The organism is Stenotrophomonas sp. TWI1149 (assembly GCF_039673155.1).
In the GTDB taxonomy this organism is placed as follows: Bacteria; Pseudomonadota; Gammaproteobacteria; order Xanthomonadales; family Xanthomonadaceae; genus Stenotrophomonas; species Stenotrophomonas maltophilia_AA.
This window is the reverse complement of record NZ_JBDJLB010000005.1, coordinates 263,714-287,000: the sequence shown is the minus strand read 5'-3', so window position 1 is coordinate 287,000 and position 23,287 is coordinate 263,714. Positions and strand designations below refer to the sequence as shown.

At 66.1% G+C, this 23,287-nt stretch carries 23 protein-coding genes; 16 read left to right on the top strand and 7 right to left on the bottom strand.

Annotated features, from left to right (window positions below):
* Positions 1-98: 98 nt before the first annotated feature.
* A complete protein-coding gene (locus tag ABE424_RS08235) occupies positions 99-875 on the bottom strand; it encodes a DUF481 domain-containing protein (protein WP_346477765.1) in 777 nt (258 codons plus the stop codon).
* A 122-nt stretch (positions 876-997) separates the two neighbouring features.
* The gene (locus ABE424_RS08230) at positions 998-1,609 is read right to left on the bottom strand and encodes a hypothetical protein (RefSeq protein ID WP_346492913.1); all 612 of its coding nucleotides are present in this window, start codon (positions 1,607-1,609) and stop codon (positions 998-1,000) included.
* A 90-nt stretch (positions 1,610-1,699) separates the two neighbouring features.
* Here ABE424_RS08230 and ABE424_RS08225 point away from each other — a divergent pair, with 90 nt between their 5' ends.
* Together ABE424_RS08225 and ABE424_RS08220 are read left to right on the top strand one after the other, a co-directional pair.
* The gene (locus ABE424_RS08225) at positions 1,700-2,665 is read left to right on the top strand and encodes a YafY family protein (protein ID WP_346471288.1); all 966 of its coding nucleotides are present in this window, start codon (positions 1,700-1,702) and stop codon (positions 2,663-2,665) included.
* Positions 2,666-2,778: 113 nt separating this feature from the next.
* A complete protein-coding gene (locus ABE424_RS08220; protein ID WP_176988106.1) occupies positions 2,779-3,573 on the top strand; it encodes a MetQ/NlpA family ABC transporter substrate-binding protein in 795 nt (264 codons plus the stop codon).
* An 85-nt stretch (positions 3,574-3,658) separates the two neighbouring features.
* On the opposite strand, the gene glpK is transcribed toward ABE424_RS08220, so the two are convergent.
* The 3 genes from glpK to ABE424_RS08205 form a co-directional block, all read right to left on the bottom strand.
* Entirely contained in the window at positions 3,659-5,158 is a 1,500-nt protein-coding gene (glpK, locus tag ABE424_RS08215; RefSeq protein ID WP_346492914.1) for a glycerol kinase GlpK, read from the bottom strand.
* Between the two features lie 47 nt (positions 5,159-5,205).
* Complete coding sequence (glpD, locus tag ABE424_RS08210; RefSeq protein WP_346492915.1) at positions 5,206-6,699, bottom strand: glycerol-3-phosphate dehydrogenase; 1,494 nt, start codon at positions 6,697-6,699, stop codon at positions 5,206-5,208.
* A gap of 147 nt (positions 6,700-6,846) precedes the next feature.
* Entirely contained in the window at positions 6,847-7,479 is a 633-nt protein-coding gene (locus ABE424_RS08205; RefSeq protein ID WP_019183623.1) for an OmpW family outer membrane protein, read from the bottom strand.
* A gap of 192 nt (positions 7,480-7,671) precedes the next feature.
* Between ABE424_RS08205 and ABE424_RS08200 the strand changes: the two genes are divergently transcribed.
* The 4 genes from ABE424_RS08200 (at position 7,672) to lpdA (ending at position 12,273) form a co-directional block, all read left to right on the top strand.
* Positions 7,672-8,193 (top strand): DNA-deoxyinosine glycosylase, encoded by a 522-nt coding sequence (locus ABE424_RS08200; protein ID WP_346492916.1) that lies wholly within the window; start codon positions 7,672-7,674, stop codon positions 8,191-8,193.
* 200 nt (positions 8,194-8,393) lie between these two features.
* Positions 8,394-9,797 carry a dihydrolipoyllysine-residue acetyltransferase gene (gene aceF / locus ABE424_RS08195; protein WP_346492917.1) on the top strand — a complete coding sequence of 468 codons (1,404 nt, stop codon included), beginning with the start codon at positions 8,394-8,396 and terminating at the stop codon, positions 9,795-9,797.
* 29 nt (positions 9,798-9,826) lie between these two features.
* Complete coding sequence (locus ABE424_RS08190; RefSeq protein WP_346492919.1) at positions 9,827-10,441, top strand: hypothetical protein; 615 nt, start codon at positions 9,827-9,829, stop codon at positions 10,439-10,441.
* Between the two features lie 17 nt (positions 10,442-10,458).
* Positions 10,459-12,273, top strand: coding sequence for a dihydrolipoyl dehydrogenase (gene lpdA, locus ABE424_RS08185; protein ID WP_346492918.1), 1,815 nt, complete (start codon positions 10,459-10,461; stop codon positions 12,271-12,273).
* 494 nt (positions 12,274-12,767) lie between these two features.
* Here lpdA and ABE424_RS08180 read toward each other — a convergent pair whose 3' ends face one another.
* Positions 12,768-13,586 (bottom strand): hypothetical protein, encoded by an 819-nt coding sequence (locus ABE424_RS08180; RefSeq protein ID WP_346477758.1) that lies wholly within the window; start codon positions 13,584-13,586, stop codon positions 12,768-12,770.
* Between the two features lie 537 nt (positions 13,587-14,123).
* Here ABE424_RS08180 and ABE424_RS08175 point away from each other — a divergent pair.
* The 9 genes from ABE424_RS08175 to ABE424_RS08135 all read left to right on the top strand — a co-directional run bounded on the left by ABE424_RS08175 (position 14,124) and on the right by ABE424_RS08135 (position 21,320).
* On the top strand, positions 14,124-14,492 hold the full coding sequence (locus ABE424_RS08175) for a hypothetical protein (RefSeq protein ID WP_172407534.1): 369 nt from the start codon (positions 14,124-14,126) through the stop codon (positions 14,490-14,492).
* Positions 14,493-14,523: 31 nt separating this feature from the next.
* Positions 14,524-15,318, top strand: coding sequence for a F0F1 ATP synthase subunit A (gene atpB / locus ABE424_RS08170; RefSeq protein WP_176988112.1), 795 nt, complete (start codon positions 14,524-14,526; stop codon positions 15,316-15,318).
* A gap of 66 nt (positions 15,319-15,384) precedes the next feature.
* Entirely contained in the window at positions 15,385-15,687 is a 303-nt protein-coding gene (gene atpE / locus ABE424_RS08165) for a F0F1 ATP synthase subunit C (protein ID WP_088433762.1), read from the top strand.
* A gap of 111 nt (positions 15,688-15,798) precedes the next feature.
* Positions 15,799-16,269, top strand: coding sequence for a F0F1 ATP synthase subunit B (locus ABE424_RS08160; RefSeq protein ID WP_176988113.1), 471 nt, complete (start codon positions 15,799-15,801; stop codon positions 16,267-16,269).
* Positions 16,270-16,272: 3 nt separating this feature from the next.
* Positions 16,273-16,800 (top strand): F0F1 ATP synthase subunit delta, encoded by a 528-nt coding sequence (locus tag ABE424_RS08155; RefSeq protein WP_346477757.1) that lies wholly within the window; start codon positions 16,273-16,275, stop codon positions 16,798-16,800.
* Positions 16,801-16,844: 44 nt separating this feature from the next.
* Positions 16,845-18,392 carry a F0F1 ATP synthase subunit alpha gene (gene atpA, locus ABE424_RS08150; protein WP_176988115.1) on the top strand — a complete coding sequence of 516 codons (1,548 nt, stop codon included), beginning with the start codon at positions 16,845-16,847 and terminating at the stop codon, positions 18,390-18,392.
* An 82-nt stretch (positions 18,393-18,474) separates the two neighbouring features.
* On the top strand, positions 18,475-19,338 hold the full coding sequence (atpG, locus tag ABE424_RS08145; RefSeq protein ID WP_176988116.1) for a F0F1 ATP synthase subunit gamma: 864 nt from the start codon (positions 18,475-18,477) through the stop codon (positions 19,336-19,338).
* Between the two features lie 37 nt (positions 19,339-19,375).
* Complete coding sequence (gene atpD / locus ABE424_RS08140) at positions 19,376-20,782, top strand: F0F1 ATP synthase subunit beta (protein ID WP_121040078.1); 1,407 nt, start codon at positions 19,376-19,378, stop codon at positions 20,780-20,782.
* Positions 20,783-20,897: 115 nt separating this feature from the next.
* Positions 20,898-21,320, top strand: a complete 423-nt coding sequence (locus tag ABE424_RS08135) for a F0F1 ATP synthase subunit epsilon (RefSeq protein ID WP_019183637.1) — start codon at positions 20,898-20,900, stop codon at positions 21,318-21,320.
* 85 nt (positions 21,321-21,405) lie between these two features.
* Here ABE424_RS08135 and ABE424_RS08130 read toward each other — a convergent pair whose 3' ends face one another.
* On the bottom strand, positions 21,406-21,789 hold the full coding sequence (locus tag ABE424_RS08130; protein WP_179459987.1) for a GtrA family protein: 384 nt from the start codon (positions 21,787-21,789) through the stop codon (positions 21,406-21,408).
* An 85-nt stretch (positions 21,790-21,874) separates the two neighbouring features.
* Here ABE424_RS08130 and glmU point away from each other — a divergent pair, with 85 nt between their 5' ends.
* The gene (glmU, locus tag ABE424_RS08125) at positions 21,875-23,239 is read left to right on the top strand and encodes a bifunctional UDP-N-acetylglucosamine diphosphorylase/glucosamine-1-phosphate N-acetyltransferase GlmU (RefSeq protein WP_346492408.1); all 1,365 of its coding nucleotides are present in this window, start codon (positions 21,875-21,877) and stop codon (positions 23,237-23,239) included.
* Positions 23,240-23,287: the final 48 nt, after the last annotated feature.

Here is a 23,287-nt window from a genome sequence, read left to right as displayed (position 1 = left end):
GGCGGGTGGCGGGACCCGCGGACCCGGGGGGCGCCGGGTCCCCCCCCCCCGCGCCCGGCACTACATCACGACGGCGGGCGCACAGGCGCCCGCGGCGATTACTTGAACTTGTAGACCACGTTCATGGTGGTCAGCGTATCGGTCTTGCGCTTGTCTTCGGCGACGTCGCTGTTGTGGCGCGCCTGCCAGCCGGCCTTCAGCGCCAGGTGCTCGTTCATGCTCACCGACACGCCGAAATCGTTCTGCGCGAAGGTGTTGTACGAACCCGATTCGACCAGCAGCGTGTTGACCAGATCGGTGTTCGGGGTCAGCGTGTACTTGAGATCGAACAGGCCACGGCCGATCAGGCCGGTGCGGGTCGCATCGTCTTCGGTGTTGTGGGTGCGGCGCACACCGGGGCCGATCTGCGCGTCCATGTAGAAGCGTTCGCCGTCGATAATCCGGGTGCCGTAACCGAGACCGAACGAACTCTGGCGGTCGTAGGTGGCGAAATCGTCGCGCTCGTAACGCAGCGTGGCGGTGATCTGGCGGTGTTCGCCCAGCTGCAGCGCGCTGCCGGCACTGCCGGTGTAGCGGTTGGCGGTGGTGTTGCGGCGGCGGATGGTGGTGCCGTCGTCGTTGGTATCGGTGTACTCCGAGCGCGAGCGCAGGCCGAACAGGTCCATGCTGTGCACCCAGTCATCGTCGGTGTAGCGCAGGCGCAGACGACCGTTGAAGCTCTCGGTATTGCTGTTGCCACGGGCCGAGGCAAAGCCCAGTTCACCACCACTGCCGCTCCAGGGGGAGGTCATCGCCGCCAGTTCGGCAACGTCCTGTGCATAAACCGCCGGGGCGCAGAGCAGCAGGGGAACAAGCAACGAAACGCGCAGGGACATCAACGGTTCTCCGTGATCGGACAAGGGGGAGGGACAACAAGGGGGGGATGATACTTGATGCGTTCTGCGTCACATTCGGCGGCGGGCCCCGGCTTTAGGGCCCGTTCGGCCTTGATCCCTGTTCAGGGAACGTCGATCCGCAGCGAGGCATCGTCGAAGCGCGAATAGGTCACGGTGATCCGGAACGGCTGCCCGTTGGTCTGGCCCTTGCGTTCGATCTGCACCGGCAGGCCCTGGGCATTGACCCAGTAGAGCAGGCCATCGGGCGCGGCGGTCGCGTGGCGCACCTCGTATTTGTGGGCGCGCTGGCCGCCGGCGCGTTCTTCGCCGAGGTCGCGCACCTGCAGCTGCGCCGGCTCCAGATCCGCCGGCAGCGGACTGCGCCACTGGGCCAGCATCCCTTCGGGCACCGGGACCTGGCGCACTTCGCCGGCGCGCTGGAGGAAGAAGGTGCCGCCGATGATCGTCTGTGGGCCATCGTCGGTGATCAGACGGTAGCGGTCCGGGGCCACGTAGTCCATCTGCGCTTCCAGCGCGCGCGGGCCCTGCATCTTCATCACCGCGTGGAAGCTGCGCAGCTGGCCGAAGCGCTGGCTGGCGGCCAGCACGGTGCCGACCGGGTCGGCGGCCGGTGACGTCGCGGCAGGTACGCTGGCCGCGGGCGTTTCAGTGCGCTCACAGCCCCCCGACAGCAGGGCGGCGGCGGACAGGGCAAGGGCGGGCAACAGGCGCATGACGGGCAGCAGCAGGCGATGGGGGCCCCACGATAGCCGAAGATGCCGCCGAAGCCGCCACAACGACGGCGACTCGGACATAATCGGGTCATGGACCGATATGAACGCATCAACGCCCTGCACCGCCTGCTCAAGTCCGCCCGTTATCCGGTAACGGTGGCGGCACTGCAGGAAAAACTGGAGTGTTCCCGCGCGACTGTCTACCGCGACCTGGCCTTCCTGCGCGATGCGCTGATGGCCCCGGTGGAAGGCGATGGCGAGGCGGGATTCCGCTACCAGGCCGACGAAAGCGACCGCTTCGAGCTGCCGGGGCTGTGGCTCAGCTCGGAAGAACTGCACGCGCTGCTGGCCTCCCAGCACCTGCTCTCGCGCACCGGTGGGGGCGTGCTGTCTTCGGTGCTGGCCCCGCTGCAGCAGCGCATCGAAGGCCTGCTGGCGGCACAGGCCGGCGTCTCGACCTGGCCGGTCGACCGGGTCCGGGTCATCCCGCACCGCGGCCGCAAGTTCGATGAAGCCAGTTTCCGCGCGGTGGCCTCGGCGGTGCTGGAACGCAAGCAGCTGGCGTTCGAGTACCGGGCCCGCTCCACCGACGAGGCGACCCAGCGCACCGTGTCGCCGCAGCGGATGACGCATTACCGCGACAACTGGTACCTGGATGCCTGGGACCACGGCCGCGAGGGCCTGCGCAGCTTCGCGGTGGACCGCATCTACAAGGCACGCGTGATCGATACCACCGCGCGCGACGTGGACGAGACCGAGCTGGACGAGCAGCTCGGCGCCAGCTACGGCATCTTCTCCGGTCCGCCCAAGGGCTGGGCCACGATCGTGTTCAGTGCCAAGGCCGCGCGCTGGGTGGCCGATGAGCATTGGCATTCCAAGCAGCAGGGCCGCTTCCTGTCCGATGGCCGGTACGAACTCAAACTGCCTTACAGCGTTTCGCGCGAGCTGTTGATGGATGTCCTGCACTACGGCTCGGACGCGGAAATCGTCGAGCCGGTGATGCTGCGCGAACAGGCCAAGGCGCTGCTGGCGCTGGCGCTGACCAGCTACGAGTAAGCCGGCCGGGCCGGCATCGGCTCATGCCGTGGGGTCATATGCCCCGGATTCCGCAAGGGCCGGGGCGTGCGGTATCGTGGGGCGTTGCTGCCCCTACGGATTCCGCTGCCCCCATGAAAAAGTACCTGCTGCTCCCGTTGCTCGCCGCCTCGCTGGCCCTGGCCGCCTGCGGCAAGCCGGCCAATGACTCCAAGAAGCTGGTGGTGGCCGCGACCGCCGTGCCGCACGCCGAGATCCTCGCCGTGGTCAAACCGATCCTGGAGAAGGAAGGCCTGACCCTGGACGTGCGCGTGTTCAATGACTACGTGCAGCCCAACGACCAGCTGGTGCAGAAGCAGGTCGACGTGAACTACTTCCAGACCGAGCCCTACCTGGACGCGTACAACCGCGACCGCAAGACCGACCTGGTCAAGGTGATCGGCGTGCACATCGAGCCCTTCGGTGCGTACTCGCGTCGTTTCAAATCACTGGATGCGCTGCCCAACGGTGCCGATGTGGTGATCCCCAACGACCCGAGCAACAACAGCCGCGCGCTGATCCTGCTGCACAAGGCGGGTGTGATCACGCTGAAGGATCCGACCAACGCACTGGCCACCCAGCGCGACATCATCGCCAACCCGAAGCAGCTCAAGTTCCGCGAGCTGGATTCGGCGATGCTGCCGCGCGTGCTGGACCAGGTCGACCTGGCCCTGATCAATACCAATTACGCGCTCGATGCCGGGCTCAACCCGACCGAGGACGCGCTGGCGATCGAAAGCAAGGATTCGCCGTACGTGAACTTCCTGGTCGCGCGTCCTGACAACAAGGACGACGCCCGCGTGCAGCAGCTGGCCAAGGCCCTGACCGGTCCGGAAGTGAAGGCTTTCATCGCCGAGAAGTACAAGGGCGCGGTCCTCCCGGCATTCTGACCGGCGCCCGGGCGAGCCGACCAACGGTCGGCTCCTACCGGGGGTAGAGCCACGCCCCGCGCGGCAATGACCGCCGACGCGGGCGTCACCCCACGCGGAACCCCATCGTCGCGTCTACCGCCTGCTGCCAGCCGGCGTACAGCGCCTCGCGCTGGTCCGCCGGCATCTGCGGGGTGAAGCGTCGGTCCACCGCCCATTGGTCGGCGATCTCGGCCCGGCTGCTCCAGAACCCGGTGGCCAGCCCGGCCAGGTACGCTGCGCCCAGCGCGGTGGTCTCGGCCACCTGCGGGCGCAGCACGGGCACGCCGAGGATGTCGCTCTGGAACTGCGCCATGAAGTCATTGGCGATCGCACCGCCGTCGGCGCGCAGTTCCTTCAGCTCGATCCCGGCGTCGGCCTGCATCGCCGCCAGCACATCGCGGGTCTGGTAGGCCATCGATTCCACCGCGGCGCGGATGAAATGCTCCTTGGTGGTGCCGCGGGTCAGGCCGAACATCGCGCCGCGGACATCACTGCGCCAGTACGGTGCACCCAGCCCGACGAAGGCCGGCACCAGGTACACACCGCCGTTGTCGGCAGCGCGCTCGGCGTAGGCCTGGCAGTCGCTGGATTTGCCGAACATGCGCAGCCCGTCGCGCAGCCACTGCACGACCGAGCCGGCGACGAAGATCGACCCTTCCAGCGCGTACTCCACGTGCCCATCGATACCCCAGGCGATGGTGGTGAGCAGGCCATTCTCGGAAGTAACCGCCTTGTCGCCGGTGTTCATCAGCATGAAACAGCCGGTGCCATAGGTGTTCTTGGCCATGCCCGGTTCGAAGCAGGCCTGGCCGAACAGCGCGGCCTGCTGGTCGCCGGCGATGCCGGCGATCGGCAGGTGCTGATCGAAGAAGAACTGCGCCTGGGTGGTGGCGTACACCTCGCTGGAGCTGCGCACCTGCGGCAGCATCGCGCGCGGGATGTTGAACAGCGCCAGCAGCTCGTCGTCCCACTGCAGTGCATGGATGTCGAACAGCAGCGTGCGCGCGGCATTGGTGACGTCGGTGACGTGCGCCTGGCGACCACTGAGGTTCCAGATCAACCAGCTGTCGATGGTGCCGAACAGCAGTTCGCCGCGTTCGGCCCGCGACTGCGCGCCCTCGACATGATCGAGGATCCAGCGGATCTTGGTCGCCGAGAAATACGCATCGATCAACAGCCCGGTCCTGCGCCGGATCAGCGGCTCGTGGCCGGCGGCCTTGAGCTGTTCGCAGATCGCGTGGCTCTGCCGTGACTGCCATACCACCGCGTTGTGGATGGGCTGGCCGGTGGCCTTGTCCCAGACCACGGTGGTCTCGCGCTGGTTGGTGATGCCGATGCCGGCGATCGTGCGCGGGTCGACCTGGTACCGGTTCAGCAGCTCGGTGATCGTGGTGTAGACGCTGGTCAGGATGTCGCGCGGGTCATGTTCGACCCAGCCCGGCTGCGGAAAAATCTGGGTGAACTCGCGTTGCGCGCTGCCGGCGATGCGCCCGGCGCGGTCGAACAGGATGGCGCGCGAGCTGGTCGTGCCCTGGTCGATGGCGAGCACGTAGTGCTTGTCCATGGTCTGCTCCGTGGAAACCGATGCCTTGCGGCGTGCATGCATACAGCCTACGGCATCGAAACACGCGCCTGCAGGGTGGCCGCCAATGCCGCGTGCTGGCCGGCATCCAGGCGCAGGCCGAGATGGCTGCGGCGCCACAGCACGTCGTCGGCGGTGCACGCCCATTCGTGCGCGATGAGGTAGTCCAGTTCGCGGTCGTGAAGGCCGCCGCCGTGGTCCTGGCCCAGCGCCTCGAGCGTCTGTGCACCCGCGAGCAGCCCACGCGCACGGGTGCCATAGCTGCTGGCCAGGCGCTGCAGCAGGGCAGGCGGCAGGCGAGGGTGGTCGTGCTGCAACGTGCCCGCCACCTGGGCGGCATCACCGCCATCGCCACCCGGCAGCGGCGGTCCACCGGCCGTCCACGCCGGCCCCATCTCCGGCAGCGAAGGCAAAAGGCGCCCAAGTGCTTCCTCGGCCAATGCGCGGTAGGTGGTGAGCTTGCCGCCGAGTACGCTCAGCAGCGGCGCGCCGGCGATGTCCAGTTCCAGCCGGTAGTCGCGGGTGACCCGAGAGGCATCCCGGTGATGGTCGGCCAGCAGCGGGCGCACCCCGCTGTAGCGCCAGACGATGTCCTCGGCGCGCACCGGGCGGCGGACGAAGCGGTTCACCGCATCGAGCAGATACGTTTCCTCGTCCGCACGCGGCCGCACCTGCGCCGGGTCGCCGTCGTAATCGGTATCGGTGGTGCCGATCAGCGTGAAATCCTGTTCGAAGGGGATCGCGAACACTACGCGCTGGTCGGGTTGCTGGAACACGTAGGCGCTGTCGTGTGCGAACAGCCGCGGCACCACCAGGTGGCTGCCCTGCACGAGGCGCAGCCCCAGCGGCGCATCCAGCCCCGCGCGTTCCAGCACCGTGCCGGCCCACGGGCCACTCGCGTTGACCACGCAGCGGGCACGGATCCGCTGTACATCGCCATTGGTACGGCGCAGCACAGCCCACCAATGGTCGCGGTGGCGGATCAGTTGTTCGCAACGGGTGCGTGTGCGGATGTCAGCGCCGCGCTCATGTGCATCGAGGGCGTTGAGCAGCACCAGCCGCGCGTCGTTGACGCGCGCATCGGCATAGGTGAAACCGGTCCGGTAGTTCGCCTGCAGCGCCGCACCACGCGGGTCGTGCTGCAGGTCGATGCGCTGCGACGGCGGGAAATGAGGATTGGCCTGCCCGAGGTGGTCATACAGCCACAGGCCGGCACGCAGCATCCAGGCTGGGCGCAGATGGCGCGCATGCGGCAGCACGAACGTGGTGGGCGCGATGAGATGGGGTGCCAGCCGGCGCAGTGTTTCGCGCTCGTTGAGCGCCTTGCGCACCAGGGCGAACTCGCCCTGCTGCAGATAACGCAGGCCGCCATGGATCAGCTTGGTGCTGGCGCTGGAGGTGTGGGCGGCCAGATCATCCTGCTCGCACAGGCATACCGAGAGGCCGCGCCCGGCGGCATCCCGCGCGATACCGGCGCCGTTGATGCCGCCGCCCACCACCAGCATGTCGAAGGATTCGCGCATCGGCTCCCCGGGGCGGACCGGCGGGGTCCGTCGTGAGGGCCAGTCTCGGCCAGCGGCCGGCAACGCCCGATGAAGGTCGCGGCCCCACAACGACAACGGGCCCGCGAGGGGCCCGTTGTGCGTACTGCGTGGTGCGGAACGGCGTGCTTAGAAGCGCGCGCCGATGCCGAAGCCGACGGTCCACGGATCCAGCTTGGCCTTGTCGCCGGTGCCTTCGCCGTTGACGGTCAGCTCCGGGCGCGAATGCATGTAGCGGGCATCGGCGCGGGCGAACCAGGTGCTGTTGATGTTCATGTCCACGCCGACGGTGCCGATCGCGCCCTTGGCGGTCTTGACGCCGATGTGGCCGATGTCGCTGGCGAGGTCTTCATTGCTGAAGTTGGACTCGTAGTAACCGGCGCCCACGAACGGACGGAACACGTTGTCGGCCTGGCCGAAGTGGTACTGGCCGCTCAGCGCGATCGGCTGCTGCTCGACGGTGCCCAGGCGGGCGCCATCGGTGCCGCGCACGCGGTGGTCGAACTTGTCGGCTGCGCCCCACAGTTCCACGGCCCAGTTGTCGTTGATGTAGTAGCTGAAGCTCAGGGTCGGGGCCGGGCCGCCGTCCACCTTGCGCACGCCGTCAAGCGGATCGTTCTTCGGCTGCAGCAGCGAAACGCCGCCGACCACGGCGAAGTGCTTGCCGGACGCGGTATCAACAGTGCTGTCCTGCGCGAAAGCAGCCGGCGCAAAAGCAAGAGCAGTCAGGGTAGCCAGGGTCAGGGTACGGATGGAGCGCATGGGGGAATCTCCTCAGGATGTTTTTGTTCTGGGCCCCGGTGTTGTGGGGCGAGGCAACCGTAGTCCCCGCAATATGAATCGCATCCGACGCACGTTAAAATTTAGTTGTTTCCATTCAGCGATCAGTACGAAACCGCTGTATCTACGGGCGATCATGCAACGCTTGGCATTCATGCATCTGGTGACGGTGTGATGGAAACAACAACGTGCGTCGGCTTCCCTGCGCAGCTGAACACCGACTGCCGCGTGCTGGTCCTCGGTTCGATGCCGGGCGTGGCATCGCTGCAGGCCGCGCAGTACTACGCACATCCGCGCAATCGGTTCTGGCCGCTGATGGGCGTGGTGTGCGGGATCGACGCGACACTTCCTTACCCGGAGCGCGTGCGCGCACTGAACGCGGCCGGCGTGGGCGTGTGGGATGTGATCGGGCAGTGTGAGCGGCGCGGCAGCCTGGATGCGTCGATCGTGCGCGGCAGTGAAGTGTCCAATGCGTTGGGTGCACTGATCGCGGCGTTGCCCGCGCTGCGTGCGATCGCCTGCAATGGCGGAACCGCATACCGCGCGTTTCAGCGGTTCATTGCCCCGGCGCTGATCGGCCCGGCGCAGGCGCTGCCGGTCTGGTCGCTGCCCTCCACCAGCCCGGCCAACGCGGCCTGGCCGTTGCCCCGGCTGACGCAGGCATGGCAACCGCTGGCCGATGCCGTGCGGCGCTGAGGCGGGGACAGCCGCAGACAATACGGTACCGACTGGAAAATTCCGCTTTGCGCTGCGCGAAGCCGAATCCGGCCAAAGCAGATGCCTGCAACAGCCTGTCCCGGGACAGCGGCGCTGAAAATTCGCCAAGCCGGTTGGCGCTGGCGCGCGAAGCCCCCACAATAGGCGATTCCCTACACCAGATTGCCGGAGTTTTCCCCATGGCCGAAATCAAGGAAGCACTTGTCCCCGATATCGGTGACTACAGCGATATCCCGGTAATCGAGGTGCTGGTCGCCGTTGGAGATACCGTCAAGAAAGACCAGGGTCTGGTGACGCTGGAATCGGACAAGGCCACGATGGAAGTGCCGTCCTCGGTGGCCGGTATCGTCAAGGAAATCAAGGTCAAGATCGGCGACAACCTCTCCGAGGGCAAGCTCGTGGCCCTGATCGAAGTCAGCGAAGAGGCCGCCGCGCCGGCCGCCGCTGCTGCGCCGGCCCCGGCCGCCAAGGCGGAAGCCGCCGAGACCGCGACCAAGGTCGAGCCGGTCGCCACCCAGGCTGAGCCGGACAAGCTGGCCGCCCGTGATATCGAGCAGTCGGCCGCCAAGCCGACCCAGCCGGCCCCGGCCGCCGCTGCCCCGTCGGGTGGCTCGCCGACCAGCCCGCCGGTCGCCTTCAACGCCGACAGCGTGCTGCCGCAGAAGGTGCCCTACGCGTCGCCGGCCGTGCGCGTGTTCGCCCGCGAGCTGGGCGTGGACCTGAACCAGCTGAGCGGCACCGAAAAGGGTGGCCGCATCACCAAGTCCGACGTGCAGAAGTTCGTCAAGTCGGCCCTGGCCGGCGGCGGCGCGGCGGCCGGCGGTACCGTGGCGGCCGGTGGCGGTCTCAACCTGCTGCCTTGGCCGAAGGTCGACTTCAGCAAGTTCGGTGAGGTCGAGGTCCAGCCGCTGTCCCGGATCAAGAAGATCTCCGGTGCGAACCTTGCCCGCAACTGGGCGATGATTCCGCATGTCACCCAGTTCGAACAGGCTGACATCACCGAGCTGGAAGCCCTGCGCGTTGCGCTGAACAAGGAAAACGAGAAGGCCGGCATCAAGCTGACCATGCTCGCCTTCCTGGTCAAGGCCAGCGCCGCGGCGCTGAAGAAGTTCCCGGAGTTCAACGCCTCGCTGGATGCCAGCGGCGAGAACCTGACCCTGAAGAAGTACTTCAACATCGGTTTCGCGGCCGATACGCCGAGCGGCCTGGTCGTGCCGGTGATCCGCGACGTCGACAAGAAGGGTGTGGTGCAGATCGCGCAGGAATCCGGCGAACTGGCCAAGAAGGCCCGTGACGGCAAGCTCGGCCCGGCCGACATGAGCGGCGGCTGCTTCTCGATCAGCTCGCTGGGCGGCATCGGTGGCACCGCGTTCACTCCGATCGTCAATGCACCGGAAGTAGCGATCCTGGGCGTGTCCAAGTCGTCGATCCAGCCCGTCTGGAACGGCAAGGAATTCGCCCCGAAGCTGATGCTGCCGCTGTCGCTGAGCTACGACCATCGCGTCATCGACGGCGCACTGGCCGCCCGCTTCACCACCTACCTCTCGCAGGTGCTGGCCGACATGCGGCGCGTCCTGCTGTGAAGCAGGGCCTGGTCCTGGCCGGGCTGCTGATGGCGCTGCCGATGGCGCAGGCGGGCGCGCGCGAATGCGCGTCCGACCTGGGCCATGGCTGGCCACCGGCGGTCGGCAACTACGGCCAGGCAGTGGAAACCCTGTTCGACGGCAAAGCGCAGCGGGCGTTGTCGCTGGTCAGCCTGCCCAAGAGTGGCGTGGAGACCGGCGTGGCGCTGCTGCCCGGTCCCGGGGACCAGGCATGGACCCTGCGCTACAGCCGGGCCGACAAGCGCGTCTACAGCTGGAACAGCGGCACCCGCCAGGGCGGCGTGGAACTGCGCGTGGACCAGCAGCCGGACCAGTACCAGGTCAGCATCCCGGCGCCGTTGGCGCAGCGGCTGCTGCACAGCTGGCAGGCCGCGCTGGCCGCGCAGGTGCCGGGCGACCGCAAGGCGCCGGTGCTGGACGGTGACGTGCTGTCCTTCACCGTGGATGGCCAGCGTTACAGCGGCACCCGGCCGGAGTGCGGTGCGGGCCGGCTGATGATGAAACAGGTGGCGCTGCTGATCGAAGCCAGCGACACCAAGGAAAAGAAGCTCGACCGTCGCTGGAAAGATCTGGACGAGTCGCTCGACGAACTGCAGCAACTGCTCGGCGGCAAGGCCGGCTGAGCACCAGGAGAACACGAATGGCCGCAATTGAAATCAAGGTTCCCGACATCGGCGATTACAGCGGTGTCCCGGTGATCGAACTGCTGGTCGCCGTGGGTGACACGGTGAAGAAGGACCAGGGTCTGGTCACGCTGGAATCGGACAAGGCAACGCTGGAAGTGCCGTCGTCGGCCGCCGGCGTGGTCAAGGAAATCAAGGTCAAGCTCGGCGACAACCTCTCCGAAGGCGACGTGGTGCTGGTGCTGGACGCCGAAGGCGAGGCCGCCGCGCCTGCCGCGCCGGCCAAGGCGGAAGCGCCGAAGGCCGAGGCCGCTCCGGCCAGCAAGCCGCCGGTGACTCCGTCGCACCGCGCCCCGGCCGAACCGGCCGCACCGCAGCCGGCGCTGTCCTCGGGCAAGCCGGCCGACATCGAATGCAGGATGGTGGTGCTGGGCGCAGGCCCGGGCGGCTACACCGCCGCCTTCCGCTCGGCCGACCTGGGCGTGGACACCGTGCTGGTCGAGCGTTACGCCAGCCTCGGCGGCGTCTGCCTCAACGTGGGCTGCATCCCGTCCAAGGCGCTGCTGCACGCGGCCGCGGTGATCGACGAAGTCGCCCACGCCGGTGATTTCGGCGTCGAGTTCGGCAAGCCGACCATCACCCTGGACAAGCTGCGCAGCTACAAGGAAAAGGTGGTCACCCAGCTGACCAAGGGCCTGGCCGGCATGGCCAAGCAGCGCAAGGTGCGCACCGTGCAGGGCCTGGCGAAGTTCGTCTCGGCCAACGAGCTGGAGATCGTCGGCGACGACGGCAAGACCCAGCTGCTGCGTTTCGAGCAGTGCATCATCGCCGCCGGTTCGCAGGCAGTGAAGCTGCCGAACTTCCCGTGGGACGACGAGCGCGTCATGGACTCCACCGATGCGCTGGAGCTGGCCGAAGTGCCGGGTTCGCTGCTGGTGGTCGGTGGTGGCATCATCGGCCTGGAAATGGCGACGGTGTATGCGGCGCTGGGCAGCAGGGTGACCGTGGTCGAGTTCATGGACCAGCTGATGCCGGGCGCCGACAAGGACCTGGTCAAGCCGCTGGCCGATCGCCTGAAGAAGCAGGGCGTGGAGGTCCACCTGAAGACCAAGGCGACCGACGTCAAGGCCGACAAGGCCGGCATCACCGTGTCCTTCGAAGCCGCGGTGGAAGGCGAAAAGCCGGGTCTGGACGCCAGCACCTTCGACCGCGTGCTGGTCGCGGTGGGCCGCTCGCCGAACGGCAAAAAGATCGATGCCGAGAAGGCCGGCGTGCAGGTCACCGACCGTGGCTTCATCCCGGCCGACCGCCAGATGCGCACCAACGTGCCGCACATCTTTGCGATCGGCGACATCGTCGGCAACCCGATGCTGGCCCACAAGGCCACGCACGAGGGCAAGCTGGCCGCGGAAGTGGCTTCCGGCGAGAAGAAGGAATGGGTGGCGCGCGTGATTCCGTCGGTGGCCTACACCAATCCGGAAATCGCGTGGGTCGGCGTGACCGAAACCGAAGCCAAGGCCAAGGGCCTGAAGGTCGGCGTGGCCAAGTTCCCGTGGGCCGCCAGCGGCCGTGCGATCGGCATCGGTCGTACCGAGGGCTTCACCAAGCTGATCTTCGACGAAGAAACCCACCGCATCATCGGTGGCGCGATCGTGGGCGTGCACGCCGGCGATCTGCTGGCCGAGATCGGCCTGGCGATCGAGATGGGTGCGGAGGCCGAAGACATCGGCCACACCATCCACGCGCATCCGACGCTGAGCGAATCGGTGGCGATGGCCGCGGAAATCTACGACGGCACGATCACCGATCTGTACATGCCGAAGAAGAAATAATCGGTCGATCACCGCCCTGGGTGGTGGCTCCGGTTCAACGAAAAACCCCGGCGAAAGCCGGGGTTTTTTGTCGCTGACGCTGAAGCTGAGGCTGGCGAAGCAGCATCTCTTGGAGCCGCTTCGCTGCACAGGCCGGGGCCCGCCGCGGCCGGCAGGCCGTTCGGCAAATGTCCCCCGGCATCCGCCTCACGGCGGCTGCCTCCTCCTTGATCTTGCCCAACGGCCTACCGGCCGCGGCGGGCCCCGGCCTGCGCAGCGAGCGCCTGATGCTCTGCTGCGAGCGGCCAGCGTAATTTTCGCCGGGCGGGCATGGATACCCTGTGGGGCGAAATCAAGGAGGAGGTGACGGCCACAGGTCGTCGCCGGGGGACATTCGCCCGACAGGGTATCCGTGCCCGCCACTCGACCAAGCCGCCCTTAAAGCCGAAGCGCACAAAAAACGCGGCCCCCGATTACATCGGAGGCCGCGCTTGGAGAGAGGTAGTGCGAAGGGCTTAGAAGACGAAGCTGACGCCTGCCACCGGACCCTTGAACTCCTGCTTCAGACCGATCGTGCCATCGCGGCCGCTCTGGTCGACGTCCAGCTTGAACCAGTCGTAGCCGGCGAACACGCCGAAGTTCTTGGTGAAGCGGTAATCGACGATCGCATTGGCGCGGCTCAGATCACCGTCGTAGTCATCGAAGTTGCCCCACTTGGTGTTCAGGTACTGGCCCTGGAACGTGATCATCCACTTCTCGGACGGGGTGAAGCTCAGGCGGGCACCGACCACCGGCGCAACACCGTCGGCCTTCTCGTCCAGGAACTCGCCCTGGTACAGATCGCCGACATCGGCGTAGGCCTTGGTGCTGACCTTCGCGTACTCCGCACCCAGCTGCAGGCCGAGGTCGAACTTCTCGGTGTCCACCACCGAGTAGTCGTACACCAGGCTGGCGACCTGATACTTCAGCTCACCCTTGATGAAGCTGCCGGCCGGCACGTTGGTGTCGCCGAAGCTCACGCCCTGGTCGAGAGTCTCGCGGCGATCCTTGTCGTACTTGAAGTAGTTGAACAGCAGGCGCTGGCGGTTGCTGATGCGGAACATGCCGTCCACGCGCGGCTCCCATTCCTTGCCACCCAGGCCGAAATCTTCGGAGAAGCCCACATCCTGGCCAGCGATGTTGGTGTTGCCGCGGATCGTGTTGTCCGAATCGATCTGCATCGCACCCAGGCGAAGCGCGAAGCGGTCGTCGCCTTCGGCAGCATGGGACGGAGCGGCGTAGGAAAGTGCGGCCAGAGCGACTGGCACGGCAAGCAGGGAGAGCATCGGGCGCATCGGGGGTCCTTGCGGTGGTTCTAGTGATGTGGCGTCACATTGCCCACTGCGACGTCCACCATTCGTGAAGGTATGGTGGAGGCTGTGTGTACCGTTCATGCGCGCGGCCGGACCGCAGGTCCGTGCGGTGGCCGTTTTCGGGGCGGATTACCGTTCCCCGCGGGCCACGGCGACCCTGTTCGGCCGCGACGCCGCGCCGGCCCGAAAAAAGAGGGTGGCCCCGGAGAGGGCTTCGGGGCCACCCTGTACCAGCCCGCTCGCGGGACGCCGACGAGGATTCAACGGCAGGCTCATGGATCCGACCGGGGCAAGGGCCCAAAGTTCAACATGTTGCACTGCCGCATCGCGCTGCTCCCGCGCAAACCGATTGGACCGCAGGTGGCACAGGTGCGCAGGAGGCCCCAACGGCGGGCTTACATCCGGGATGAACAGGCAGCGGTTGTCTCTCAAATTGTCCCATTGCTATAATTTGGCGGCTCAACGAGGCGTTTGCTTGCGGCCTCGGCCTTTCTACTCACAACCATGCAGGACATTCACGTGCTGAACTCCGTTGACGCGGGTCGGCGACTGATGCTGCGCGCAGCGGTTTACCCGCTCGCTGCAGTGGCTGTCCTGGCTCTTGCCCTGCTTCTGTGGGGAGGCCCGAAGGCCGCTCTGGGGGCGCTGCTCTCCGGCGTGGCGGTGTCTGCAGCCGGCTGGGTCGCCGCGCGGATGGCGCTCGGCGGCGGGGTGCAGGCGGCAGGCTCGGCGATGACCCGCCTGATCCTGGCGGTGGTGGCAAAGTGGGTGCTCGTATTCGGCGTCCTGATGGTGGGGTTCCTGGTCTTCAAGCTGCCTGCACTGGCGCTGCTGGCCGGTATCGCCGTCGGATTGATGTTCCAGGTCCTGGCTCTGGCCAGGCGCTGATCCAATTTATTTAACTCAAGGTTCCGGACACATGGCAGGCGAGGCGCTGACACCCACCTCCTACATCCAACATCACCTGCACAACCTGACGTTCCATATGCAGGAAGGTGGTTTCTGGGCGATTCACGTCGACACCATTGTGACTTCGGTCCTGATGGGTTTGTTGATGGTGTTTGGCTTCTGGATGGCAACCCGCAAGGCGACTGCCGGCGTCCCGGGCAAGTGGCAGGCGTTCGTCGAGATCTGCCTGGAGTTCGTTGACCGCCAGGCCAAGGACACCTATCACGGCACCAGCAAGCTGGTGACCCCGATCGCGATCACCCTGTTCTTCTGGATCCTCATGATGAATCTCATCAAGATGATCCCGGCCGACTTCATCGCCAAGCCGCTTGAGATGATGGGCGTGCCGTACTGGAAGCCGGTTCCCACCGCCGACGTCAATGCCACGCTGGGCATGTCGATCAGCGTGTTCTTCCTGATGCTGTTCTTCGCGCTGCGCTCCAAGGGCCTGGGTGGCTTCACCAAGGAATTCCTGACCGCGCCGTTCGGCAAGTGGATGCTCCCGTTCAACCTGATCCTCAACATCGTCGAGTGGCTGAGCAAGCCGATTTCGCTGGCGATGCGACTGTTCGGCAACATGTTCGGCGGTGAGATCGTCTTCCTGCTGATCTGGGTGCTGGGCGGTGCGGGTATCGCCGGTGCCATCGCGGGCGGTGCATTCGGCCTGGGCTGGATGCTGTTCCACCTGCTGGTGATTCCGCTGCAGGCGTTCATCTTCATGATGTTGTCCATCGTGTACCTGAGCCTGTCGGAAGACGCTCACTGAGTTTCGCTTCACCCTTCATCCGTTTGTTTCTAAACCCTTAGTTATCCAAAGTTCCAGGAGAAAACCATGTACTTCGCCGTCCTGACCAACCTCGCCCAAGTCCAGAGCTCCACCGTCCTCGCCGTCGGCATCATGATCGGCCTGGCCGCGCTGGGTGCCGGTCTCGGTCTGGCCATCATGTCCGGTAAGTTCCTGGAATCGGCCGCGCGCCAGCCGGAACTGATTCCGGTGCTGCAGGTCCGCATGTTCATCACCGCCGGCCTGATCGATGCCGCGTTCATCATCTCGGTCGCCGTCGGCCTGCTGCTGGCCTTCGCCAACCCGACCATCGGCGAGTTCGTTGCACGTCTGCCGGCCGTTGCGGGCTGATCCAGCGAAAGCGAAACGATCAGGCGCCTTGTGCGCCTGATCGCGGATGAAGGACGGCTGCGCCGCTTCGGGCGGCGCAACCACCCCATCACCCCAGATTGAGCGAACCCCATGGATATCGGTTTTACCCTCGTTGCCCAGGCACTGGCGTTTGCCGGTCTGATCTGGATCATCGCGACCAAGATCTGGCCGCCGTTGATGAACGCCATCGAAGAGCGTCAGCAGAAGATCGCTGAAGGCCTCGCCGCTGCCGACCGCAGCCAGAAAGATCTGGCCCAGGCGCAGGAAAAGGTCAACGATGCACTGAAGGATGCGCGCACCAAGGCCAACGAGATCATCGATCAGGCCCATGCACGCGCCAACCAGATCGTTGATGCCGCCAAGAATGAAGCCATCGTCGAAGCCAACCGCCAGAAAGATCTGGCCCACGCCGAGATCGAAGCTGCCGCCAACCGTGCCCGTGAAGATCTGCGCAAGCAGGTGTCAGCGCTGGCCGTGAGCGGTGCCGAAAAGCTGCTCAAGCGCGAAATCGACGCCAACGCCCACAAGGCGCTGCTCGACGAGCTGGCCTCGGAGATCTGATCAATGAGCCAGGCCCTCACGCTTGCACGCCCGTATGCCCGCGCCGCGTTCGCGACCGCGCGCGACGAAGGCACGTTCGCGCCGTGGTCGGACGCGCTTGCGTTCTCCGCCCACGTAGCTGCCGACCCGCGCGTGGCGGCCTTGCTGTCGAACCCGGAACTGGACCGCGACGATGCCGTCGCGCTGCTGGTGCCGGAATCGTCCAGCGAGACCTTCGGTCGCTTCCTGGCCATCCTGGCCAATGCGCACCGTCTGCCGCTGCTGCCGGAAATCGCCGGCATGTACGACCAGCTGCGCGCTGAAGCCGAACACGTGGTCAAGGCCACGGTGACCTCGGCCACCGAACTGTCCGGCGCCGAACTGGACGCCATCAAGGCCGCGCTGCGCAAGCGCTTCGGCGCCGAGGTGGATGTGACGACCGCGGTCGACGCGTCGCTGATCGGCGGTGCCGTGATCGACGCCGGCGATGTGGTCATCGATGGCTCGCTCAAGGGCAAGCTGTCGCGCCTGCAGACCGCGCTCGCTAACTGAATTCATTTAACGTCCGGCGTGATCGCCGGCACTAGGACTTGACGATGGCAACCACGCTCAACCCCTCCGAAATCAGCGAACTGATCAAGAACCGCATCGAGAAGGTCAAGCTGGCCGCGGAATCGCGCAACGAAGGCACCGTGACCAGCGTGTCCGACGGCATCGTGCGCATCTTCGGTCTGGCCGACGTGATGCAGGGCGAAATGATCGAACTGCCGAACAACACCTTCGCTCTGGCCCTGAACCTGGAGCGCGACTCGGTCGGCGCCGTGGTGCTGGGTGATTACCAGAACCTCCGCGAAGGCGACGTTGCCAAGACCACCGGTCGCATCCTGGAAGTGCCGGTCGGCCCGGAAATGCTGGGCCGCGTCGTGAACGCGCTCGGCGAGCCGATCGACGGCAAGGGCCCGATCGCGGCCAAGGCCACCGCGCCGGTGGAGCGCGTTGCCCCGGGCGTGATCTGGCGCAAGTCGGTCGACCAGCCGGTGCAGACCGGTTACAAGTCCGTCGACTCGATGATCCCGATCGGCCGCGGCCAGCGCGAGCTGGTCATCGGTGACCGCCAGACCGGCAAGACCGCCCTGGCCATCGATGCGGTGATCAACCAGAAAGAAACCGGCATCAAGTGCGTCTACGTCGCGATCGGCCAGAAGGCCTCGACCGTGGCCAACATCGTGCGCAAGCTGGAAGAGAACGGCGCCCTGGCGCACACCGTGGTGGTCGCTGCGACCGCGTCCGAATCGGCCGCGATGCAGTACATCAGCGCCTACTCGGGCTGCACCATGGGTGAGTACTTCATGGACCGCGGCGAAGACGCGCTGATCGTGTACGACGATCTGTCCAAGCAGGCCGTTGCCTACCGCCAGATCTCGCTGCTGCTGAAGCGTCCGCCGGGCCGTGAAGCCTACCCGGGTGACGTGTTCTACCTGCACTCCCGCCTGCTCGAGCGCGCTGCCCGCGTGTCGGAAGAGTATGTGGAGAAGTTCACCAACGGTGCCGTCAAGGGCAAGACCGGCTCGCTGACCGCGCTGCCGATCATCGAAACCCAGGCCGGTGACGTCTCGGCCTTCGTGCCGACCAACGTGATCTCGATCACCGATGGCCAGATCTTCCTCGAAACCGATCTGTTCAACTCCGGCATCCGCCCGGCCGTGAACGCCGGTATCTCGGTGTCGCGCGTCGGTGGTGCGGCCCAGACCAAGATCATCAAGAAGCTGTCCGGCGGCATCCGTATCTCGCTGGCCCAGTACCGTGAGCTGGCGGCGTTCGCGCAGTTCGCCTCGGATCTGGACGAAGCCACCCGCAAGCAGCTCGAGCGCGGTCAGCGCGTCACCGAGCTGATGAAGCAGAAGCAGTACGCCCCGATGTCCATCGCCAACCAGGCGCTGTCGATCTACGCCGTCAACGAGGGTTACCTCGACGACGTGCCGGTCAACAAGCTGCTGGCGCTGGAAGAAGGTCTGCATGCCCACTTCGCCAACACCCAGGGCGAGCTGATCAGCAAGATCAACGCGACCGGCGGCTGGGACAACGACATCGAAGCTGCCTTCAAGAAGGGCATCACCGAGTTCAAGACCACCGGCAGCTGGTAAGCCGCATGTGTGGCGGGGCCTGACGGCCTCGCTTCACCGTTGAATGGCAGCGGGGCAGAGCCCCGCTCTACGGGAAGAAGAGATGGCAAGCGGACGCGAAATCAAAACCAAGATCAAGAGCGTGCAGAACACCCGCAAGGTGACGCGTGCGCTCGAAATGGTCTCGGCCTCCAAAATCCGCAAGGCGCAGGAGCGGATGAAGACGTCGCGTCCGTATGCGCAGGCGATGAAGCAGGTGATCGGTCACCTGGCCCAGGCCAGCACCGACTACCAGCATCCGTTCCTGGTCCAGCGTGACGAGGTCAAGCGCGTCGGTTACATCGTGGTCTCTTCCGACCGCGGTCTGGCGGGCGGCCTGAACAACAACCTGTTCCGCAAGATGCTGGGCGAAATGCGCCAGTGGCAGGACAAGGGCGCCGACATCGACGTGGTCACCGTCGGCCAGAAGGCCTCGACCTTCTTCCGCCGCGTCAAGGTCAACATGGTCGGCACCGTCACCCACATGGGCGATGTGCCGCACCTGGAACAGCTGATCGGCGTGATCAAGGTCATGCTCGATGCCTTCACCGATGGCAAGGTCGACCGCGTCTACCTGGTCTACAACCGCTTCATCAACACGATGACGCAGAAGGCCAGCTTCGATCAGCTGCTGCCGTTGCCGGCCGCTGAGAAGCAGGTCGCGCATCACGACTGGGACTACCTGTACGAACCCGACGCCGCGACCGTGCTCGAGCACGTGATGACGCGTTACGTCGAGTCGCTGGTGTACCAGGCCGTGCTGGAAAACGTCGCGTCCGAGCATGCAGCCCGCATGGTCGCGATGAAGTCGGCCAGTGACAACGCGAACAAGCTGATCGGTACCCTGCAGCTCGTCTACAACAAGGCGCGCCAGGCAGCGATCACCCAGGAAATCTCCGAAATCGTCGGCGGCGCGGCAGCAGTCTGACGCGCACAGTCAAAGCACACATTAGAGGATTGCAGCAATGAGTCAGGGCAAGATCGTTCAGATCATCGGCGCCGTCGTCGACGTCGAATTCCCCCGCGAGTCGGTGCCGAAGGTGTACCACGCGCTGAAGGTGGACAACACCGAAATCACGCTGGAAGTGCAGCAGCAGCTCGGTGACGGCGTGGTCCGTTGCATCGCGCTGGGCTCCACCGACGGCCTGAAGCGCAACCTGGTCGCCACCAACACCGAACGCGCCATCTCGGTGCCGGTCGGCGCGGGCACGCTGGGCCGCATCATGGACGTGCTGGGTCGCCCGATCGACGAAGCCGGTCCGGTCACCGCCAGCGACACCTGGGAAATCCACCGTGCCGCTCCGTCGTACGAAGACCAGTCCCCGGCCACCGAGCTGCTGGAAACCGGCATCAAGGTCATCGACCTGATGTGCCCGTTCGCCAAGGGCGGCAAGGTCGGCCTGTTCGGCGGCGCCGGCGTCGGCAAGACCGTCAACATGATGGAACTGATCAACAACATCGCCAAGGCGCACAGCGGTCTGTCCGTGTTCGCCGGCGTGGGTGAGCGTACCCGTGAGGGCAACGACTTCTACCACGAGATGAAGGACTCCAACGTCCTGGACAAGGTCGCGATGGTGTACGGCCAGATGAACGAGCCGCCGGGCAACCGTCTGCGCGTCGCGCTGACCGGCCTGACCATGGCCGAGTACTTCCGCGATGAGAAGGACGAGAACGGCAAGGGCAAGGACGTGCTGCTGTTCGTCGACAACATCTACCGCTACACCCTGGCCGGTACCGAAGTGTCGGCGCTGCTGGGCCGCATGCCGTCGGCCGTGGGTTACCAGCCGACCCTGGCCGAGGAAATGGGCGTCCTGCAGGAGCGCATCACCTCGACCAAGAATGGCTCGATCACCTCGATCCAGGCCGTCTACGTGCCTGCCGATGACTTGACCGATCCGTCGCCGGCCACCACGTTCGCCCACCTGGATTCGACCGTGACCCTGTCGCGTTCGATCGCCTCGCTGGGTATCTACCCGGCCGTGGATCCGCTCGACTCGACCAGCCGCCAGATGGATCCGCTGGTCATCGGCCACGAGCATTACGACACCGCCCAGCGCGTCCAGCAGACCTTGCAGAAGTACAAGGAACTGAAGGACATCATCGCGATCCTGGGCATGGACGAACTGTCCGAAGAAGACAAGCAGGCCGTGACCCGCGCCCGCAAGATCGAGCGCTTCTTCAGCCAGCCGTTCCACGTGGCCGAAGTGTTCACCGGCTCGCCGGGCAAGTACGTGTCGCTGAAGGACACCATCCGTGGCTTCAAGGCCATCGTCGATGGCGAATACGACCACCTGCCGGAACAGGCGTTCTACATGGTCGGCAGCATCGAAGAAGCCGTCGAGAAGGCCAAGAAGATGGCTGAGAAGGCCTGATGCGGCGGGGACGGGCGACATGCCCGTCCCGACCCGTCACACGGGGTGGGCGCATGCCCACCGCTGAGGACATCCTGCGGTGGGCCCACGCCCGCCCTAAAGCGAGAAGAGTTTCATGAGCACCATCCGTTGCGACATCGTCAGCGCCGAGCAGGAAATCTTCCGTGGTGAGGCGACCCTGGTCGTGGCCACCGGTGAGCTGGGTGAGCTGGGCATCGCGCCCAAGCACGCCCCGCTGATCACCCGGCTGAAGCCGGGCAAGGTGGTGGTGACCACGCCGAGCGGCGAGCAGATCGACTTCGCCATTTCCGGCGGCATTCTCGAAGTGCAGCCGCAGGTCGTGACCGTGCTGGCCGACACCGCGATCCGTGCGCAGGATATCGACGAAGCCTCGGTCCGCAAGGCCAAGGAAGAAGCCGAGCGCATCCTGGCCAACCGTGGTGAAGCAATGGAAGTGGCCGAAGCGCAGCAGCGCCTGGCGGAAGTGTCCGCCCAGCTGCAGGCGCTGGAGCGCCTGCGCAAGAACCTCAAGCACTAAGCGGCGCGGCGCGACGGCGCCATCCGCGAAGGGGAAAACGCCGGCTTGCCGGCGTTTTTTTTTGCCTGCCTCCCGGTACGCCGGATCAGCGGAAGATCAGGCTCCGCATCAGCAGGAACGACAGACCGGCCAGTGCGCCTTCGACCAGCGGCTTGGCCAGCCACGCATAGCGCAGCCCCAGATGCTCGGCCGCCAGCGTCACCAGCAGCGTGCTGATCGCGGTCAGCACCGCCCAGAGCAGCAGGAAGCGCACGAACCGCGGCCAGCCCAGACGGTGCTCGCCATCGCGGGCGAAGGTGTAGCGGCCGTTGAGCCAGAAGCCGAGCAGCATCCCGCTCACGCGCCCGAGCAGGTTGCCCGGGGCGGCCGGCATGCCGAGTGCGGTGGCGGCCACGAACACCGCCCAGTCCACGACCAGTTGGACCAGGCCGACGACGAGGTAGCTGCTACCTTGGCGGAGGAGACTCACGGGAAATCCGGGTGCGGACAATCCCACATGTTAACGAGCGTCGCACTAGAATTCCCATCAACGATTCCCGGAACGTGATCTACCCATGACCCAACCCCTGCACGTGATCATCCTGGCCGCCGGTGCCGGCAAGCGCATGAAGTCGGCCCTGCCGAAGGTGCTGCAGCCCATCGCCGGGCGCCCGATGCTTGCCCATGTCATCGACACCGCGCGCCAGCTGCAGCCGGCAGCGATCCACGTGGTGTACGGCCATGGCGGCGAAGCGGTCCGGCAGGCGTTTGCCGACCAGCCCGACCTGCGCTGGGCCGAGCAGGGCCAGCAGCTGGGCACCGGCCACGCCGTACTGCAGGCGATGCCGGAGGTGCCCGATGCGGCTACCGTGCTGGTGCTCTACGGCGACGTGCCGCTGATCCGCGCCGAGACGCTGCGCCACCTGTTGTCGCAGCCGGGCCGGTTGGCCGTGCTGGTGGCCGAGGTTGCCGACCCGACCGGTTATGGCCGCATCGTGCGCAATGCGGAGGGCAAGGTCGGCGCGATCGTCGAGCAGAAGGATGCCAGCGACGAACAGCGCAGCATCCGCACCATCAATACCGGCATCATCACCGCCGAATCGACCGCACTGCGTCGTTGGCTGTCGCAGCTCTCCAATGCCAATGCGCAGGGCGAGTACTACCTGACCGACATCTTTGCCGCGGCGGCGAGCGACTACACCCCGGCCGAGATGGCCTTCGTGCAGGAGCCGCAGGACGCCGAAGGCGCCAACGATCCCTGGCAGCTGGCCCAGCTGGAGCGTGCCTGGCAGCTGCGTGAAGTGCGTGCGCTGTGCGCGCAGGGCGCTCGCGTGCTGGATCCGGCACGGGTGGATATCCGCGGCACGGTCACCGTCGGCAGCGACGTGCAGATCGATGTCAACGTGATCCTGGAAGGGCGCGTGGTGCTGGGCGACGGCGTCAGCATCGGCGCGTTCACCCGGCTCAAGGACGTCACCCTGGCCGCCGGTACCGTGGTCAAGCCGCACTGCGATCTGGACGGGGTGGTCAGCGAAGGCGCGGCGGACATCGGTCCGTTCGCCCGGCTGCGCCCCGGCACCGTGCTGGCCGAAGGTTCGCACGTGGGCAATTTCGTGGAGACCAAGAAGGTGGTGCTGGGGGCGGGCAGCAAGGCCAACCATCTCACCTATCTGGGCGATGCGGTGATCGGCAGCAAGGTCAACATCGGCGCGGGCACCATCACCTGCAACTACGATGGCGTGAACAAGTCGCAGACCACCATCGGCGACCGCGCCTTCATCGGGTCCAACAGCTCGCTGGTCGCGCCGGTGGTGATCGGGGAAGGTGCCACGGTCGCGGCAGGGTCGGTGATCACCCGCGGCGCGCCGGCGGACAAGCTGACCGTCGCCCGTGCCCGTCAGGAAACGATCGACGGCTGGAAGCGCCCCACCAAGAAGTAGTGCCGGCCGCTGGCCGGCAACCAGGCAGTCCCGAGAGCATCACGGTGC